The 16,785-nt window shown below is 70.9% G+C and carries 15 protein-coding genes; 3 read left to right on the top strand and 12 right to left on the bottom strand.

Features of this window, described 5'->3' with window-relative positions:
- Window positions 1-9: 9 nt before the first annotated feature.
- Both ACIRP2_RS11765 and ACIRP2_RS11760 read right to left on the bottom strand, forming a co-directional pair.
- Window positions 10-1,656, bottom strand: a complete 1,647-nt coding sequence (locus ACIRP2_RS11765) for a TerD family protein (RefSeq protein ID WP_404248911.1) — start codon at window positions 1,654-1,656, stop codon at window positions 10-12.
- Between the two features lie 107 nt (window positions 1,657-1,763).
- Entirely contained in the window at window positions 1,764-2,387 is a 624-nt protein-coding gene (locus tag ACIRP2_RS11760) for a M48 family metallopeptidase (RefSeq protein WP_404248909.1), read from the bottom strand.
- 217 nt (window positions 2,388-2,604) lie between these two features.
- Here ACIRP2_RS11760 and ACIRP2_RS11755 point away from each other — a divergent pair, with 217 nt between their 5' ends.
- Window positions 2,605-3,750, top strand: coding sequence for a ThiF family adenylyltransferase (locus ACIRP2_RS11755; RefSeq protein WP_404249471.1), 1,146 nt, complete (start codon window positions 2,605-2,607; stop codon window positions 3,748-3,750).
- Window positions 3,751-3,791: 41 nt separating this feature from the next.
- A complete protein-coding gene (locus tag ACIRP2_RS11750; protein WP_404248907.1) occupies window positions 3,792-5,186 on the top strand; it encodes an ABC1 kinase family protein in 1,395 nt (464 codons plus the stop codon).
- A gap of 128 nt (window positions 5,187-5,314) precedes the next feature.
- Here the strand turns inward: ACIRP2_RS11750 and ACIRP2_RS11745 are convergent, their stop codons facing one another.
- The 5 genes from ACIRP2_RS11745 to ACIRP2_RS11725 all read right to left on the bottom strand — a co-directional run bounded on the left by ACIRP2_RS11745 (window position 5,315) and on the right by ACIRP2_RS11725 (window position 9,345).
- Window positions 5,315-5,476 carry a hypothetical protein gene (locus tag ACIRP2_RS11745; protein WP_404248905.1) on the bottom strand — a complete coding sequence of 54 codons (162 nt, stop codon included), beginning with the start codon at window positions 5,474-5,476 and terminating at the stop codon, window positions 5,315-5,317.
- A gap of 220 nt (window positions 5,477-5,696) precedes the next feature.
- Window positions 5,697-6,020, bottom strand: coding sequence for a hypothetical protein (locus ACIRP2_RS11740; protein WP_351075610.1), 324 nt, complete (start codon window positions 6,018-6,020; stop codon window positions 5,697-5,699).
- Window positions 6,021-6,052: 32 nt separating this feature from the next.
- Window positions 6,053-6,421 carry a WhiB family transcriptional regulator gene (locus ACIRP2_RS11735; RefSeq protein WP_362200603.1) on the bottom strand — a complete coding sequence of 123 codons (369 nt, stop codon included), beginning with the start codon at window positions 6,419-6,421 and terminating at the stop codon, window positions 6,053-6,055.
- Window positions 6,422-6,594: 173 nt separating this feature from the next.
- Window positions 6,595-6,927 carry a hypothetical protein gene (locus ACIRP2_RS11730; protein ID WP_404248903.1) on the bottom strand — a complete coding sequence of 111 codons (333 nt, stop codon included), beginning with the start codon at window positions 6,925-6,927 and terminating at the stop codon, window positions 6,595-6,597.
- A 165-nt stretch (window positions 6,928-7,092) separates the two neighbouring features.
- Window positions 7,093-9,345, bottom strand: a complete 2,253-nt coding sequence (locus ACIRP2_RS11725; protein WP_404248901.1) for an ATP-dependent DNA helicase UvrD2 — start codon at window positions 9,343-9,345, stop codon at window positions 7,093-7,095.
- A gap of 368 nt (window positions 9,346-9,713) precedes the next feature.
- On the opposite strand from ACIRP2_RS11725, the gene ACIRP2_RS11720 reads away from it, so the two are divergent.
- Window positions 9,714-9,968 carry a mycoredoxin gene (locus ACIRP2_RS11720; RefSeq protein ID WP_266748401.1) on the top strand — a complete coding sequence of 85 codons (255 nt, stop codon included), beginning with the start codon at window positions 9,714-9,716 and terminating at the stop codon, window positions 9,966-9,968.
- Between the two features lie 99 nt (window positions 9,969-10,067).
- Here the strand turns inward: ACIRP2_RS11720 and nudC are convergent, their stop codons facing one another.
- The 5 genes from nudC to ACIRP2_RS11695 form a co-directional block, all read right to left on the bottom strand.
- Window positions 10,068-11,015 (bottom strand): NAD(+) diphosphatase, encoded by a 948-nt coding sequence (gene nudC / locus ACIRP2_RS11715; RefSeq protein WP_351075462.1) that lies wholly within the window; start codon window positions 11,013-11,015, stop codon window positions 10,068-10,070.
- A 44-nt stretch (window positions 11,016-11,059) separates the two neighbouring features.
- On the bottom strand, window positions 11,060-12,454 hold the full coding sequence (locus ACIRP2_RS11710) for a dipeptidase (protein WP_404248898.1): 1,395 nt from the start codon (window positions 12,452-12,454) through the stop codon (window positions 11,060-11,062).
- A gap of 55 nt (window positions 12,455-12,509) precedes the next feature.
- Window positions 12,510-16,115 (bottom strand): UvrD-helicase domain-containing protein, encoded by a 3,606-nt coding sequence (locus ACIRP2_RS11705; protein WP_404248896.1) that lies wholly within the window; start codon window positions 16,113-16,115, stop codon window positions 12,510-12,512.
- Between the two features lie 264 nt (window positions 16,116-16,379).
- A complete protein-coding gene (locus ACIRP2_RS11700) occupies window positions 16,380-16,595 on the bottom strand; it encodes a hypothetical protein (protein WP_404248894.1) in 216 nt (71 codons plus the stop codon).
- 6 nt (window positions 16,596-16,601) lie between these two features.
- Window positions 16,602-16,754 carry a hypothetical protein gene (locus tag ACIRP2_RS11695; protein ID WP_404248892.1) on the bottom strand — a complete coding sequence of 51 codons (153 nt, stop codon included), beginning with the start codon at window positions 16,752-16,754 and terminating at the stop codon, window positions 16,602-16,604.
- Window positions 16,755-16,785 lie beyond the last annotated feature (31 nt).

Here is a 16,785-nt window from a genome sequence, read left to right as displayed (position 1 = left end):
TCGGCTTCCTCAGACCTCGTACGGCTGGACGACGATGAAGTTGCCCGGGGCGCCCCGGAACTGAAGGTTCACCGACTCCCCGCTGTGTCCCGGGTAGGCGTTGTAGCGCAGCCGCACCTGGCTGGAGACGATGACCTGCGATGCGGCGGACCAGGCCACGATCGCGTCGCTGTCGGCGAAGGTCGTGGGCGTCACGGGCAGGACGACCGGAGTGCCGTGCGTCATCACCACGACCGTGCCGGTTCCCTGGAACAGCATCGTGAACAGCGCGCCGCCCGGGATGCCGTGCCCTTCGATCCTCCGCACTTCGTACTGGAGGGACTCGTCGAAGGCGAGGACACGCTCGGCGGAGACGCAGATGCTGTCGCCCTGCAGCTCGATGGGGTGCAGATGGGCGCTGTCCTCCGCGAGGAAGATCTGGCCGCGGCCGGTGCAGCGCATGAGCTGCATCTCCTGGCCCGTGGCGTTCCCGACGATCCGGCCGGCGAAGCCCGCTCCCTTGTAGCCGAAGTCGACCTTGCCCTGGTACATGACCATGCTGCCCTGACGGGCCAGGACGGGGGCGCCGTCCTGGCCGAGGTCGACACGCACCAGTTGCTTGTTCTGCGCGGTCCAGCGCTGACCCGTCGGCACCTCCTTGTAGAGGTTGACGGCCGCCTGAAGCCCGCCACCGGACTGCGGCAGGCCTTGCGGCACCCCCGGGGCCATGCCGGGAGGCTGCTGTCCGTACGGAGCCGGAGCCGGCTGACCGTAGGGCGCGGGCGTCGGCTGACCGTACGGGGCGGGGGTCGGCCGGCCATAGGGCGCGGGCGCGGGCACGGGCGGGCCGGGAACCTGACCGAACTGCGGCTGCCCGCCCGGTTGTCCGTACGGCGCGGGTGCGGGTGCGGGTGGAGGAACAGTGCCGCCCTGCGGTGCCATGGGGGTCATCGGCGCCACCATCGTCGGCGCGTTGTGGATCTGTTGCTGCGGGTCGGGGGCACCGAAGGTCGGGGTCGGCGGTGGAGCCTGGGGCGCCTGCGGTGCGGCCGGGGCGCCGAAGGACGGGGCGGGCGCCGGTGCGGCGGCCTGGGTGGGCGGCGCGAAGGACGGAACGGCGGCCTGCGGCTGAGGCGCCGCCGGCTCCTCCTCGGCGACCTCGCCGCCGAAGTTCTTCAGCAGCGCTTCCAGACCACCGTCGAAACCCTGCCCGACGGCGGCGAACCGCCAGACGTCCTTCAGATAGAAGTCTCCCAGCATCACCGCGCGCTCGGTGGTGAACTCCGAACCGGTGAAGGCGTACCTGACGACTTCCTCGCCGCCCGCGACGATTCGGATGTATCCGGGACCGACCTGGGACATCTGGCCGGCGCCGTCGACCGTGGCGGTGAACGACAGCTTGTGGATGTTCGCCGGAATGCGGTCCAGGGTGACGCGGAACGACTCGGTGTCACCGGCCTGGGCACCGAGGAGCTGAATGGACTCCTCGGGCGATTTAGGCTGATTGAAGAAGATGAAATACCGGTCGTCGGAGAGCTGCTCATTGGCATCGAGCCCGAAGCAGCTGATGTCAAAGGTCAGTCCCGGGCCGGCGATCTGCACACCTACGTACAGGTCCGTCCCCGGCGTGAGATCGCTGATCTTGGCCTTGTGGCCGCGCTGGAATTCCCTGGCCATGCGTAACGACCGTCCCCCATCCCGAATGTGAATGCGTCGCGCCAGGCTAACCGCAATCTCCGGCGTTGGGCCAAGCCGGTACACACCCGGTACAGAACCGCCGAACGTCACTCACCGCGTGCGGCGGGCAGATGCGGCAGCCGGTCGGCCGCCACCACGCCCTCCAGGTAGCCGCGGGCGCGTTCGGTGCGCGGATACGCCTCCAGCAGCCGCCAGAAGCGTGGACCGTGACCGGGGACGAGCAGATGGGCCAGTTCATGGACCAGTACGTAGTCGACGACGTACTCGGGCATGCCCTGCAGTCGGTGCGACAGCCTGATGCTGCCCTCCGCCGGGGTGCAGGACCCCCACCGGGTGTTCTGGTTCGTCACCCAGCGCACCGACACGGGTCTGGCCCGCCCCTCGAGATACTGGGCGGACAACCGCGCGGCCCGTTCGGCCAGTTCGCTGTCGCCGAGGACGCGTTTGCTCTCCTGGGCCGCGAGCTTGTCGAGCATCACGTTCACCCACCGCTGCTCCTCGGCCGCCGACATCCGGGCGGGGATGAGCACGATGGTGCGATTCCCCTCCCGGTACGCGGAAACCGTTCTGCTGCGGCGTCTGCTCCTGCGGACCTCGACCGCGCTCGTTGCCGAGGCGCGGGGCGGACGGTCTGCCGCGCTGCGCTGATGGGTTCCGGCGCTGCGCACGGGGGACTCCCCGGCGATTCCGGGAGAAGGGTCGGCGGGCACGCCACGACGTTACCCGGTGTCAGTGGGGGAAGTCCCGCCTCCGGGACGGTTCGCGCGTGATCCGCTCCGCGGCATGCACCATTTGAACGACTAATACCCGCACCTGTGGACAACTTTCTGCACGCCTCGACGTCCGCCTGCATTCTGACAACGGATCTCGCGGAGATCCGGACGCAGCCCACGCACAGAGATCATGGAACACAGACCGGGGGAAGCCGTGTATCCGATGTTGAAGCCCGCACTGCGCCGCGCCTGGCGCGGCCGAGGCACCGTGCAATTCGGGGTGACACCCGCTCATGCGGTCAAGCTCGGTCCGATGGATATCTCCACGGGCTGTTTTCTGGAACTGCTCGACGGTACGCGCGGCCTCCCGTTGCTGCGCGAAGAAGCGCGGGCACTGAACCTGTCGGACCATCAAATGGACACTTTGGTAGAGCGCTTGACGGCCGCCGGGCTGATCGACGACGTACGGCCTGCCGGCCCGGAGATCGATGCGCTACGGAAGCGGCCCGGTGTCCTGGAGCGGCACCGTCCCGATCTGGCATCGCTCTCCGTCGTCCATCCGGAGCCGGGCGGCGGGATGCGGCGGCTGGCCGCCCGCCGGGCGATGCGGGTCCAGGTGCGGGGCGCCGGGCGGGTCGGTGCCGCGATCGCGGCGATGCTGTCCGGTTCCGGGGTGGGCCGGGTGGAGGTGTTGGACGGTGGGCACACGGAGCCGTGGGACGTCTCACCCGGCGGACTGCCACCGGCAGCGGTCGGGGAACGCAGGGACACCGCCGCCCGCCAACTGGTGCGCAGGGCTGCCGCCGGTTCGGCTCCACGGGAAGCGGAAGCGGCGGCGTCCTGCGCAGGTGGCGAGCCGGGGCTCTCGCTGATCGTGGTCGCCCCTCGCGACGGGCTCGGGGTGTACGTCCCCGACCCGCGCACGGCCGAACCCTGGATCACTTCGGGAACACCCCATCTCTATGCCGGAGTGATGGAGGCGACCGGAGTGGTCGGGCCCCTGGTCCTGCCCGGGGGTACGGCATGCGCGGGCTGTCTGGCGCTGGATCGCGCGGACGGGGACGAACAGTGGACCAGAATGCTGTCCCAGTGGCAGTCCGGGCGGCGCACCGCCGTGCAGGCCTGTGATCTGGCGCTGGCGACGGCGGTGGCAGGCCTCGCGGCCGCGCACGCGCTGTCCTTTCTGGACGGGGAACTGCCCGCCAGTACGGGCACCCGGTGGGAAGCGGCGCTGCCGCTGTTGGACTGGCGGTCCGAGCGGATCCCGGCACACCTCGACTGCTCCTGCGGAGCGGCTGGGCACACTGGGAGGGAGCGCGCCTCCGCGGTCGACGCGGCGCACGACACAATGGCCGGGTAACCGCCGCACGCGGTACGGCAGTCTGGGATTTGGAGGGGCTCATGTCTGATCTTCCCCGGAAAGCGGTCACCCGTACCGCCAAATTGGCCGCCCTGCCACTGGGCTTCGCCGGCCGCGCCACGTGGGGTCTGGGCAAGCGGATCGGTGGGAAGTCGGCGGAGCTGGTCGCCCGGGAGGTGCAGCAGCGAACCGCGGATCAGCTCTTCAAGGTCCTGGGCGAGTTGAAGGGCGGGGCGATGAAACTGGGTCAGGCGCTGTCCGTCTTCGAGTCGGCACTGCCGGAGGAGGTCGCCGGACCGTACCGGGCTGCGCTCACCAAACTGCAGGAAGCCGCACCTCCCCTGCCCAGCGCCACGGTGCACGCGGTACTGGAGGAACGGCTCGGCGAGGACTGGCAGGAACTGTTCCTCGAATTCGAGGACACACCATCGGCCGCCGCCTCGATCGGCCAGGTGCATCGGGCGGTGTGGCACGACGGGCGGGACGTGGCGGTGAAGGTTCAGTATCCGGGCGCGGGAGAGGCGCTGCTCTCGGATCTGACTCAACTCAGCAGGTTCGCAAGACTGCTCGGCCCGTTGGTCCCCGGCATGGACATCAAGCCGCTCATCACGGAACTGCGCGACCGGGTCGCGGAGGAACTGGACTACGAACAGGAGGCACGGTCGCAGCGTCACCATGCCGAGGAATTCGCCGCCGACCCGGATGTCGTGATCCCCGGCGTGGTGCACCAGTCCGATCAGGTGCTGGTGACGGAGTGGATGGAGGGTGTCCCGCTGGCCGACGTGATCGCGGACGGCACGCCCGAGCAGCGGGACCGGGCCGGTCAGTTGCTGGCGCGTTTTCTCTTCTCGGGGCCCGCGCGCACCGGTCTGCTCCACGCGGACCCGCATCCGGGCAACTTCCGACTGCTGCCTCCGGACGAGGAGGTCGATGAGGACGGGCAGTGGCGGCTCGGAGTGATGGACTTCGGCACGGTGGACCGGTTGCCGGGCGGTCTGCCGCCGACCATCGGGAATTCTCTGCGGCTGACGCTGGCGGGTGAGGCGGTGGCGGTGTACGAGCTCCTGCGCGGGGAGGGGTTCGTCAAGGACTCGATCGACCTCGACCCGGACGCGGTGCTCGACTATCTCCTCCCGATCATCGAGCCCGCTCAGGTGGAGGAGTTCACCTTCACCCGGAGCTGGATGCGCAATCAGGCGGCACGGATCGCCGACCCCCGCTCCCCCGCCCACCAGTTGGGCAAGCAGCTGAATCTGCCGCCCGCCTATCTGCTGATACACCGGGTGACGCTGAGCACCATCGGGGTGCTGTGCCAGCTGGGTGCGACGGTACGGCTGCGCGACGAACTCGAATCATGGCTCCCGGGGTTCCTGATGGAGAATCAGCAGGAGCCGTTGATCGAGGAGTTGGCGGGCGACGGCGCCGTCGGCGCGTAGGGGTCGGCACCTGGCGCGGAGCCCTGGGCATCACGCCGTCGCGTCACTGCTTCGGGGTCCGTACCCCGGCCGTGTCGCCCCGGCGGTCCCATCCCTGAGCGGCACTCCTTCGGCCGTCACCACCGGGCTCACCACCAGGCGGAGTCGAGACGGCTCTCGATGGCTCTGATGTGGGTGCGCGCGCACGTCTCGCAGAAGTACTGGCGTCCGCCGTTCTCCACGGAGCAGATCCAGGTCGGCGGTGCGGTCTCGCCGTCGGTGGAGGTGTCGCACAGAGCACACGTGATCACTGCTGCGTCCCTGCGCGCGGCTTGCTGAATCCGGTGATGAGTCTCCTCGTCCACCTCGTGACGATAACTCCGTCGCCGCTGTGCCGCGCGGCACCACACACCACGACCGCGGGGCCGGCCCGTCCGGACCGGCCCCGCGGAAGGGGTACTGACTGTGGGTACTGTCTGCTGCCGGGCAGAGCGGCTGCCCGGCAGCGGGTGCTGCTGGAGTTCGGCTCGACTAGTGCATGACCGCCATGGCCAGCGCACGGCGGGCGCGCATCGAGGCACGCTCCGCCCGGCGCTGCATCCGGCGCGCGGCGACCAGGCGTACGGCCTGGCGTTGCGTGTCGGCCTCCCTCAGGCGGTCGTGCATATGCGCACGCGCCAGGGCTTCTGGGATGAGTTGCATCTCGCGGGTCCTGTTCTGACGCGAGTCGTTCGCGCCGATGATGGTGGCGTTCGGTGTTGCGGAGCCGACGGGCTCATTCGTGGGGACGGACATCGGGGCCTGGTTTCGGGGATCGTGGGTGTGGGGACGGTCGATGGTTCCGACGCGCTTCATGGGTTTGGGGGCCGTGACCCCCAGTCCGGCGATCACGCCGCGACCGGGTTCTTGCGCGGACGACCACGCGGCCGCTTGCGAGCGACGACGACGCCCTGGATGAAGAGCTCACCACCCCAGACGCCCCACGGCTCCCGGCGCTCCTTGGCGCCGGCGAGGCACGCCTCGACGAGCGGGCAGGTGCGGCAGAGGGACTTGGCGTACTCGACATCGGCCGGCGACTCGGCGAAGAAGACCTCCGGGTCGTAGGAGCGGCAGGGCACGGGCACGCCGAGGTTCTCGATGGCGTCGTCGAGCGCGGTGAGCGCGGTGAGGGGGGTCAAGGTGGAGTCCTCCGTGAGGCCGGGCGGCGGGATCGTGTCGGAAGGCGGTACGGACGGGGCGTGCGCTTCGAGTTGCACGGTGGGTGGTGTCCTCGTCTGGTCGTTCCGGCCTGTTGGCCGGGGGGCGGCTGGTACCGGGTGTTGCTCGTCCCGAGGCTCCTTCTCGCCGTCTCGTCCGTTTGGACAAAACAAAAGGGCCGCGGATCCCGAGTGGGGTTCCGCGGCCCTGAAGGCGCCGGCCTGATGATAAATCAGGCTGGATCACTCCAGGGTTCAGGCCCACGGAAGGCCCACATCGTGTGATGCGTCATCTGCTTCTTGGCGCCGGATTCCGCTCCTGCACCGACGGCCGCAAAGGCATAGGCCTGGGCCTGTCCCTTCGCTACTGCTGCTGCCGGTGCCTGGGTCGGTCGCTCATTGCGCTCCTGCACGGGGAAGCTCGACAGGGACAGCGGGCTGACGGCGGAAATGCCGGACATACCGGTGCCACGCAGCGAGGACTTCGAAGAGCAGGCGAGGCCGAGCGAGCAGGCGGAGACGACCGAGGGATCGGTCATTTTGTTGGTCTTGATGATGCTGATCACTTCAATCGCCTCCTCTCGGCGTCTCGGGGGGACCGGCGGGCCGGTCCTACGTATTCGGATAAGTACAGCACAGGGCCAGGGCTTCAGAGAAGCCGCTGTTCCCGTGGTTAAGAACCTATGGTGATGACTGGGGCGGGCGCAAACTATTTTTTCGACGAATTTTTCTCACACCTCGTCAACGTGGTCCGCGAGCTCGTCCTCCACCGTCTCACCTGCGCAAATGGCGAGTACCGCGGTCCCGAAGCGGTCCAGCTTCCGCGCGCCGACACCGGAGATCCCGGCCAGCTCACCCGCGCTGCCCGGCACCGCCTCGGCGATCGCCATCAGTGTCTTGTCCGTGAACACGCAGTACGCGGGCTGACCGATCTCCTTCGCCCGGACCGCCCGCCAGTCGCGCAGTCGCTCGTACAGCGCCTCGTCCATGTCGGACGGGCAGTCGTCGCAGCGCATCAGCTTCATCTCGCCCGCGTCGGTCAGGGTCTTGCCGCAGACCCGGCACCGGGCAGGGCCGCGCCGGCCGCGCTTGGCGACCGGGCCGGGGCCCCGTTCGATCCCGCCGCCACCAGCCGTGCCGCGCGTACCGAGCGGCACGGAGCCGGGGCGCAGTCCGTTGAGGAACCGGCTCGGGCGCCTTCCGGCGCGGCCACCGGGCGAGCGGGACAGCGACCATGACAGCGCGAGGTGGAAGCGGGCGCGGGTGACGCCGACGTACAGCAGTCGGCGCTCCTCCTCGATCTGCTCGTCGGTCTTGGCGTAGGTGATCGGCATCATGCCCTCGGTCAGCCCGACCAGGAAGACCGCGTCCCATTCCAGGCCCTTCGCCGAGTGCAGCGAGGCGAGAGTGACCCCCTGGACCGTGGGGGCGTGCTGCGCGGCGGCGCGCTCGTCGAGCTCCGCCACCAGATCGGAGAGCGTCGCGCCCGGCTTGGCCCGTTCGAAGTCCTCGGCGAGCCGGACCAGCGCGGCAAGGGACTCCCAGCGGTCCCGCACCGCCCCGGATCCCGCGGGCGGCTCCGGGCTCCACCCCTTGGTGGACAGCACAGCGCGGACCTCCGCCGGCAGCCCCTCCGCGTCGTCGAGCAGGGAGTCGTTGCCCCCTGCGCGGGCCGCCCCGCGCAGGGCGACGCCCGCTTCGCGTACCTCCGCCCGTTCGAAGAAGCGCTCCGCTCCGCGCAGCTGGTACGGCACGCCCGCGTCGGCCAGGGCCTGTTCGTAGACCTCGGACTGGGAGTTGACGCGGTAGAGCACGGCGATCTCGCCGGCCGGGACCCCCGCGGCGATCAGATCGCGGATGCGGCGCGCGGTGCCCTCCGCCTCCGCGGGCTCGTCCGCATACTCCGTGTAGACGGGTTCGGGACCGGGTTCGCGCTGAGAGACCAGTGCCAGCCGGTGCTCGGCGGCCCGGCCGCGGGCCTGGCCGAGGAGTCCATTGGCCAGATGGACGACCTGGGGGGTGGAGCGGTAGTCCCGGACCAGCTTGACCACCGTCGCGTTGGGGTGGCGGGTGCGGAAGTTCAGCAGATGGTCGGGGGTCGCTCCGGTGAAGGAGTAGATCGTCTGGCCGGCGTCACCCACGACGCACAGGGTGTCCCGGTCGCCGAGCCAGAGGTCGAGCAGCCGCTGCTGGAGAGGGCTGACGTCCTGGTACTCGTCGACCACGAAGTGCTGGTACTGACGGCGGACGTGATCGGCGATGTCGTGGCGGTCCTGAAGGATGGCGACGGTCAGTAGCAGCACGTCCTCGAAGTCGATCACCGAGCGGTCGCGCTTCAGCTGCTCGTACATCGCGTAGATCTGGGAGATCTCGGCCGGGTCGCGCGGGGCGTCCCGCTGGATCTTGGCGACCACGGCCGGATAGTCCGCGGGCACGGTCTGCGTGACTTTGGACCACTCGATCTCGCTCGTGACATCGCGCAGCTCGTTGCGGTCGAGGCGGATGCGGCAGCGGGCCGCGGCCTCGGCGACCAGCTGTACCTTGCGCTCCAGCAGCCGGGGCAGGTCACCACCGACCGCCTTCGGCCAGAAGTACTGGAGCTGGCGCAGGGCGGCGGAGTGGAACGTCCGCGCCTGCACCCCGCCGGCGCCGAGCTGGCGCAGCCGTCCCCGCATCTCGCCCGCGGCCCGGTTGGTGAACGTGACGGCGAGCACGCTCGTCGGCTGAAGTATTCCGGCGCGCACTCCGTAGGCGATGCGATGGGTGATCGCACGCGTCTTGCCCGTACCGGCTCCGGCCAGCACACACACCGGGCCGTGCAGGGCCGTGGCGACCTCGCGCTGCTCGGGGTCCAGGCCGTCGAGCACGGCGTCGGCCGACTCGGGGACCTGCGGGAAGAGGGAGGAATGCGTTGCTGCTGTCACCCCGCCATGCTGCCAGGTCGCAAGAGGCCGGTGCGAAGGTTGTCCACAGGGGGGCAGCATCTGTCGTACTAATGCGGGAGTCTCGGTCCCCTGCGGGAACGAGGGTCCCGTACGGGGGTGGCAGTCCCGGCCAGGAAAGTGGCGGCGTTGCGTTACGAGGATCGCGATGCGGTACGAGGATCGCGATGCGGGATACGAAGGTGGCGCCCCCGGACACGAGGGTCGCGCTCCTCGACACGAAGGCGGCGGTTCGATGCCGGGGGCCGGTCCGCCGTGCGACAGAGGGGCGGCAGCGGGAATGGTGGTCGGCTCGCGTACGTTGCCTTTCCGTGCGGCAACGCACTTTCCAGCTTCTCCGCGTGACGGATGAGACGGATGAGTCAGACGACAGGTCTGAGAAGACTGATGAGACAAGGGAGCGCGAAGACATGCCGGGCACTGTGACGATGTACAGCACCACGTGGTGCGGCTACTGCCGTCGGCTCAAGGGTCAGATGGACCGCGAGGGCATCGCCTACAACGAGATCAACATCGAGCAGGACCCGGAGTCCGCCGCTTTCGTCGAGAAGGCCAACGGGGGCAACCAGACGGTTCCCACCGTCCTGGTGGTCGGCTCCACAGGTGTCGAGGCCGTCATGACGAACCCGTCCCTGGCCCAGGTCAAGCAGGCGCTGGCCGTCTGACCCGCTCCGCGGTACGCGAACGCCCTCTCCGGTCGAGCAGCGCCGGAGGGGGCGTTCCGTAGCGCGTGAGCCGTCCGTCGGCCGATGCCGGTCGGCAGGTCAGCCGACGGCGCCCGGCTTCGGGAGCGGCTTGCCGTACCAGAGCTCGATCAGGCGGGCCGCGATCGAGATGCCGTACGGGGGCATGATCTCGCCCGACTCGAAGGCCGCCGTCAGGTCCTCGCGGGAGAACCAGCGGGCCTCCTCGATCTCCTCGCCGTCCACATTGATCTCGGAGGAGGTCGCCCTCGCCATGAAGCCCAGCATCAGGCTGGACGGGAACGGCCAGGGCTGGCTGGCGATGTACTCGACCTCGCCGACCGTGACGCCCGCTTCCTCGAAGACCTCGCGGGCCACGGACTGCTCGATCGACTCCCCCGGCTCGACGAAACCCGCGAGCGTCGAGAAGCGGCCCTCGGGCCAGTGCACCTGGCGGCCCAGCAGGGCACGGTCCTGCTCGTCCGTCACCAGCATGATGACCGCGGGGTCCGTCCGCGGGTAGTGCTCGGCGCCGCAGGCCGGACAGCGCCGGATGTGACCGGCCGCCGCGATGACCGTGCGCTCGCCGCAGCGGGAGCAGAAGCGGTGCAGGCGCTGCCAGTTCTCCAGGGCCACCGCGTGCACCATCAGGCCCGCGTCGCGGGGGCCGAGCAGCAGTCCGGCCTCGCGCAGACCCGCCGGGCGGGCCGGCTGGTCCATGCGGCCGGGCAGGGAGTCCTTCTGCAGCGCGAAGTAGCTGACGCCGTCCTCGTCGGTGCCGAGGAAGTAGCGGTGGGTCTCGGTGACCGGGGCCTCGAAGGCCGGGGTCATGACGATCTCCGTACCGCCGTCGGCCGTGTCGTCGATCAGCACCTGCCCGCCGGAGACGACGAACACACGGGTTGTCGGGTGGCTCCAGGCGGCGGACAGCCACGCCTCGTCGAGGCGGTGGTGCGCCGCGCGGTCGATGCCGCTGGGCGCGGTGAGACCGATGGGCCGGTCTGCGGTGGCGTTGTCGAAGGTGCTCACAGGTGCTTCCTACTCCCCCGGGATGGATCGGGTGTTCAGAGGATTCAGCGGAGTGCGACGGCCAGCTCGCCCCAGAGGTGGGCGGTCGTCTGCACGCCCTTGAGCAGAAGGTCGATTTCGACCTTCTCGTTGGGGGCGTGCCAGCCGTCGGACGGTACGGAGATGCCCAGGAAGAGGACGGGAGCGCCGAGCACGTCCTGCAGGTCGGCGGCGGGCCCGGAGCCTCCTTCGCGGGTGAAGAGGATCTTCTGGCCGAAGGCCCGTCCCATGGCGCGGGCCACGGCCTGCAGGGCCGGGTGGTCCAGCGGTGTCAGACAGGGGCGGGTGGCGGGCGCGAAGGTGATCCGGTGGCGGACGCCGGCCGGGATCTGCGCCTCGGCCCAGGCTCGTACCACCTGCTGGACGTGATCGGGGTCCTGGCCCGCGACCAGCCGGAAGCTGATCTTCACGAGGGCGGAGGAGGGGATGATCGTCTTGCTGCCGGCGCCCTGGTAGCCACCGCCGATGCCGTTGACCTCGGCGGTGGGGCGGGCCCAGACGCGTTCCAACGTGGAGTAGCCGGCCTCGCCCGACGCCGCCCGAGACCTGGCGGTACGCAGCCAGGTGGCCTCGTCGAAGGGCAGTTCGGCGAAGAGCGCGCGCTCGGTGTCGGTGAGTTCCGTCACGCCGTCGTAGAAACCGGGGATCGCGACCCGGCCGTCCGCGTCGTGCAGGGCGGCGACGAGCCGGGCCACGGCGGTCGCCGGGTTGGGGACGGCGCCGCCGAACGAACCGGAGTGGATGTCCTGCTCGGGACCGTGCAGCTCGATCTCGCACTCGGCGAGGCCGCGCATGCCCGTGCAGACCGTGGGGGTCTTCTCGTCCCACATGCCGGTGTCGGAGACGATCACCGCGTCGGCGGTGAGCCGGGCGGCCCGTTCCTCGACCAGCGCGCGGAAGTTCGGGGAGCCGGACTCCTCCTCGCCCTCGATCAGCAGCTTGAGGTGGACGGCGGGGGTGGTGCGGCCGGTGGTGGCGAGGTGGGCCCGCACACCGAGGGTGTGGAAGAACACCTGCCCCTTGTCGTCGGCGGCGCCCCGCCCGTACATACGGCCGTCGCGGATCACCGGCTCGAACGGGTCGGTGTCCCAGCCGTCCTCGCGTGCGGCGGGCTGCACGTCGTGGTGCCCGTAGACGAGAACGGTCGGTGCGTCCGGGTCGTCGGACGGCCACTCGGCGAAGACCGCGGGCGCGCCGGGCGTCTCCCAGATCTCGCTGACCGGGAAGCCGGTCTCCCTGAGCTTGGCGGACAGCCACTCGGCGCTGCGTCGTACGTCCCCGTCGTGGACCGGCTGGGCGGATACGGACGGAATGCGCAGCCAGTCGGCGAGGTCGTCGAGGAAGGCTGTGCGGTGCTGCTCGGTGTACGTACGGACGGCGCTGTCCGGGGTGTCGCTCATGGCCTTGAGCCTAGTGCCTCGCCCAGCGGGGTCCGCCCGCCCGTCGTGACCCGGCCTACCCCGGGGGAGGCGGCTCGTCGAGCAGGATCCGCTCCAGCTCCGCGCGGCCCGGGAGGCGGGCGGGGCGGACGGTCTCCCCGCTGCGTACGTACAGGAACGTGGCGATCACGTCGGTGAGCGGGAGGCCGTGCAGTTCGGCCCAGGCCAGGCGGTAGACCGCGAGCTGGAGGGGGTCGGCGGTACGGGCGCGGGTGGTCTTCCAGTCGACGATCTCGTAGGTGTCCCCGGTGCGGTACACCGCGTCGATTCGGCCCCGGATCACCCGGCCGGCCAGGGTGATCTGGAACGGCGTCTCCACGCGGTACGGCGTGCGGCGGGCGTACGGGGTGCGCTCGAAGGCCTCCTTGAGTGCGGCGAGGTCGCGCTCGTCGGCGATCTCGGCATCGCTCTCGTCTCCGCCCGGAAGTTCGTCCGGCCCGAGCATGGGCAGTGGCAGTTCCTCGAAACGGGACTCCACCCAGGCATGGAAGCGGGTGCCGCGGCGGGCCGCGGGCTGCGGGGGCCGGGGCATGGGCCGGGCCAGTTCCTGGGCGAAGCCGTCGGGGTCGTCGGCCAGGCGCAACAGCTGGGTGGCGGAGAGGGACGCGGGTACGAGAACGTCGCGCACGGTGGCGCGGGCACGGCGCAGTTCGCCGGTGAGGGCGTCGAGGTCACGGTCCCAGGAGGCGAGCGTGCGGGACTCCTCGGGGGTGAGGCCGCGGTCCTCGGCGGGCTCGGGGGCGCGGGCGGCCGGGACGTGTGATGTGGGGGCGGGGGGCCGGGCGGGGGTGGGAGCGGGGAGACGAACGGGGGCGGGGAGCGGCGGGGCAGCGGTCCGTGGGGGCTCCGTCGACAGTGCGTCCCAGTCGCCGGCGTCGTCGGGAAACGCCTCGTCGTCGGGGAACGGGGCGTCGTCGGGGAACACCTCGTCGTCGTACGGGCCGTCATACGGATCCGGGACGCCGGGCGACGCCTCGGACGCGTCCGGCACGCCTCCCGACACGGCCAGTGCCTCCAGATGTGCCATCACCGTGTCCGCGGCGGCCCGGCGGCGGGTCAGCGCGATGCCGTCCAGCGGAAGCGGCCACGCCCGGTCGGCCTCCTTCTCGGCGAGCGCCGGGTTCTCCTCGTCCTCGGCCGGTTCGTCCGCCCAGGCCTCGATCTCGCCGTGTCCGGCCGCGCAGTGCTCGTACAGCGCGTGCAGGAAGTCCGACGGGCCGCGCGGCTTCTTCTGGGTCGGGCCCCACCAGTGGCCGGAGCCGAGCAGCAGGCCGCGGGGCCTGGTGAAGGTGACGTATCCCAGGCGGAGCTCCTCGGTGTGCTGGTGCTCCTTCATCTCCTCCTTGAACCCCTTGAGTCCCTTGGCGTCCCAGGAGTGGATGACGGGGAGGGTGGCCCCGTCCCCGCGCAGCGCGTGCGGGAGGACCTTGGACTGGGACGTCCAGGCGTCGCGGGACTGGCTGCTGGGGAACTGGCCGGTGACCAGTCCCGGCACCGCGACGACATCCCACTCCAGGCCCTTGGACTTGTGGGCGGTGAGGACCTTGACGGCGTTCTCCCCGCCGGGCAGGGCGTTGTCCAGGCCCTTCTCGTACTGGACGGCGGTCCGCAGGAAGCCCAGGAACGCGAGGAGGGTGGCCTCCCCGTCGACGGCGGCGAAGCGGGCCGCGACGTCGAGGAAGTTGGCGAGGGTCTCTCGGCGGCGGGCGGCCAGGGCGTGCGGCGACGCGGAGAGCTCGACCTCGAGGCCGGTGGTGGCGAGGACGCGGTGCAGCACGTCCATGAGGGGGTCGGCCAGCGAGCGGCGCAGGTCGCGCAGCTCGGCGGCCAGGCGGGCGAAGCGGATGCGGGCCTCGGCGGAGAACGGAAGGCCGTCGTCCTCTCCTCCGCCCGATTCGAGAAAGGTGTCCAGGGCGTCGGCGAGCGAGATCACCTCGGCGGGATCGATGCCTTCGACGGCCTCGGCGAGGCGGCGGTCGGGGTCGAAGTCGTCCTCGTCGCCGTGGGCCGCGCGCTGGACGAGGAGGCGGGCGCGACGGCCGAGGAGTGCCAGGTCGCGGGGGCCGATCCGCCAGCGGGGCCCGGTGAGCAGCCGGACCAGGGAGGCATTGGCGCCGGGGTCCTGGAGGACCTCGCAGACCGCTACGAGGTCGGCGACCTCGGGCAGGTGCAGCAGCCCGGACAGGCCGACGACCTCGACCGGAATGTCGCGGGCCACCAGTGCGGCCTGGATCTCCGGGAAGTCGCCCGCGGTGCGGCACAGGACGGCGATCTCACCGGGCGCCTTTCCGGTCCTGACGAGGTGGGCGATCGAGTCGGCGAGCCAGTCGAGCTCCTCGGCGTGGGTACGCAGCAGGGCGCAGCGGACGGTGCCGTCCCGTTCGGCGCCGGGGGCGGGGCGCAGCGCCTCGACGCCCTCGTGCATGGCACGCAGGGGTGCGGCCAGGCCGTTGGCGAGGTGGAGGAGCCGGCCGCCGCTGCGACGGTTCTCGCTGAGGGAGTAGCGGGTGGCGGGGGTTCCGTCGGCGTGCGGGAAGTGGAGCGGGAAGTCGTCCAGGTTGGCCACGGAGGCGCCGCGCCAGCCGTAGATCGCCTGGCAGGGGTCACCGACGGCGGTGACGGCGTGGCCGGCCCCCGTCGCTTCGGCGGTCCGCGCCCCGGCCGCGGTCTGCGCCGTCCGCGCCCCCGCCCGTCCGGTCGGCGCCTCCGTGGCCACCGTCCCGGAACCGGAACCGGAACCGGAGCCGGGGCGTCGGCCGAAGAGCGCGGAGAGGAGCAGGCGCTGGGCGACCGAGGTGTCCTGGTACTCGTCGAGCAGGACCACCCTGAACTCGTCGCGCAGGATCGCGCCGACCTCCGGGCGGGTGAGCGCCAGCTCGGCCGAGAGCGCGATCTGGTCACCGAAGTCGAGGAGGTCACGGCTCTTCTTGGCCTCGCGGTAGCGCCGGGTCAGCTGCAGCAGCTCACGACGGGCCTGCGCGGTCTCGGGGATCTTGCGCAGTTCGGCGTTGGAGAGCCGGGCCGATTCGAGCGTGCGGAGCAGGTCGGTGTCGTGCTCCGCGAGCTGTTCGGGCCGCACGAGATGCTCGGCCAGCTCGGCGTCGAGGGCCAGCAGATCGCTGACCAGGGTGGGGAAGGACCTGGTCAGGGCCGGATACGGGCCGGGGGCCTCGCGCAGCACGCGGGCGGCGAGCTGGTAGCGGGTGGCATCGGCCAGGAGGCGGGTGGTGGGTTCGAGCCCGATGCGGAGCCCGTGCTCGGTGAGGAGCCGGCCGGCGAACGCGTGATAGGTGGAGATGCTGGGCTCGCCCGGGGGGTCGTCCGGGTCGATGGCGTCCGGATCGGTGACCCCGGCCGCGACCAGGGCCTTGCGGACGCGCTCGGCGAGCTCCCCCGCCGCCTTGTTGGTGAAGGTGAGCCCGAGGACCTGCTCGGGGGCGACCTGTCCCGTCCCGACCAGCCACACCACACGGGCCGCCATCACCGTGGTCTTCCCCGACCCGGCTCCGGCCACGATCACCTGCGGGGCGGGCGGCGCGGTGATGCAGGCCGTCTGCTCCGGGGTGAACGGGATCCCGAGGAGTTCCTTGAGCTGCTCGGGATCGGTGATACGTGAGAACACCCGACCGAGGCTAACCGGGCGCACCGACAACGTGCCGGGCCGGACGGCGCGGAGGATCCGGCGGACGGGCATCGGGGCCTCGCGTCGGCCGGTGACAGGGCCACCGTCGGCCCTGTCCGGACCGCTTCGAAGGACGGCTGCCCGGAAGAACAAGGACGGTCGCCTCGAAGGACGAGGGGCGCCGCCTCGGCCTGCTCGCGAGGACGACCTGATGACGACCTCATGAGCACCGGCGCACCCGGCCCGGTGCCGTGATCTGTCCGGTCAGCGGTCGACGGTCCGGGCCGCGTCGGCCGGCGGGGTGCCCGTCGAGAGGAGGTGCCGGACGATCCGGAGTGCCTCGGCCGGCGGCACGGTGTCCTCATCGGGGTACGCGTCGTCCTGGCCGTTCGACAGCCTGAAACCGTCGCTCCGGCCTTCGGCCCCCGGATCCACCGCGTGCTCGCCCGGGTCACCCTCGTTCGCGAGGAGCATCACCATGGCGCGTTAGGCATTGCTGACGACGGCGAGCCGGCGTCCGGACGAACTGGTCAGCCATGTCTCGAACTTCCCCTCGGCGATCCTGAGCCCGAGCATGTCGAGCGCCTCGTCCGGAGCCACCGGCACGGTGCCACTGTCGAACGTCCATGATTCGGCCACGCGCACAACTGTCTCGCACGGCACGGCACGG

This window comes from Streptomyces sp. NPDC101194 (assembly GCF_044767885.1).
Taxonomy (GTDB): domain Bacteria; phylum Actinomycetota; class Actinomycetes; order Streptomycetales; family Streptomycetaceae; genus Streptomyces.
The sequence above is the reverse complement of the archived record's forward strand: the minus strand, read 5'-3'. Positions and strand labels throughout refer to the sequence as shown.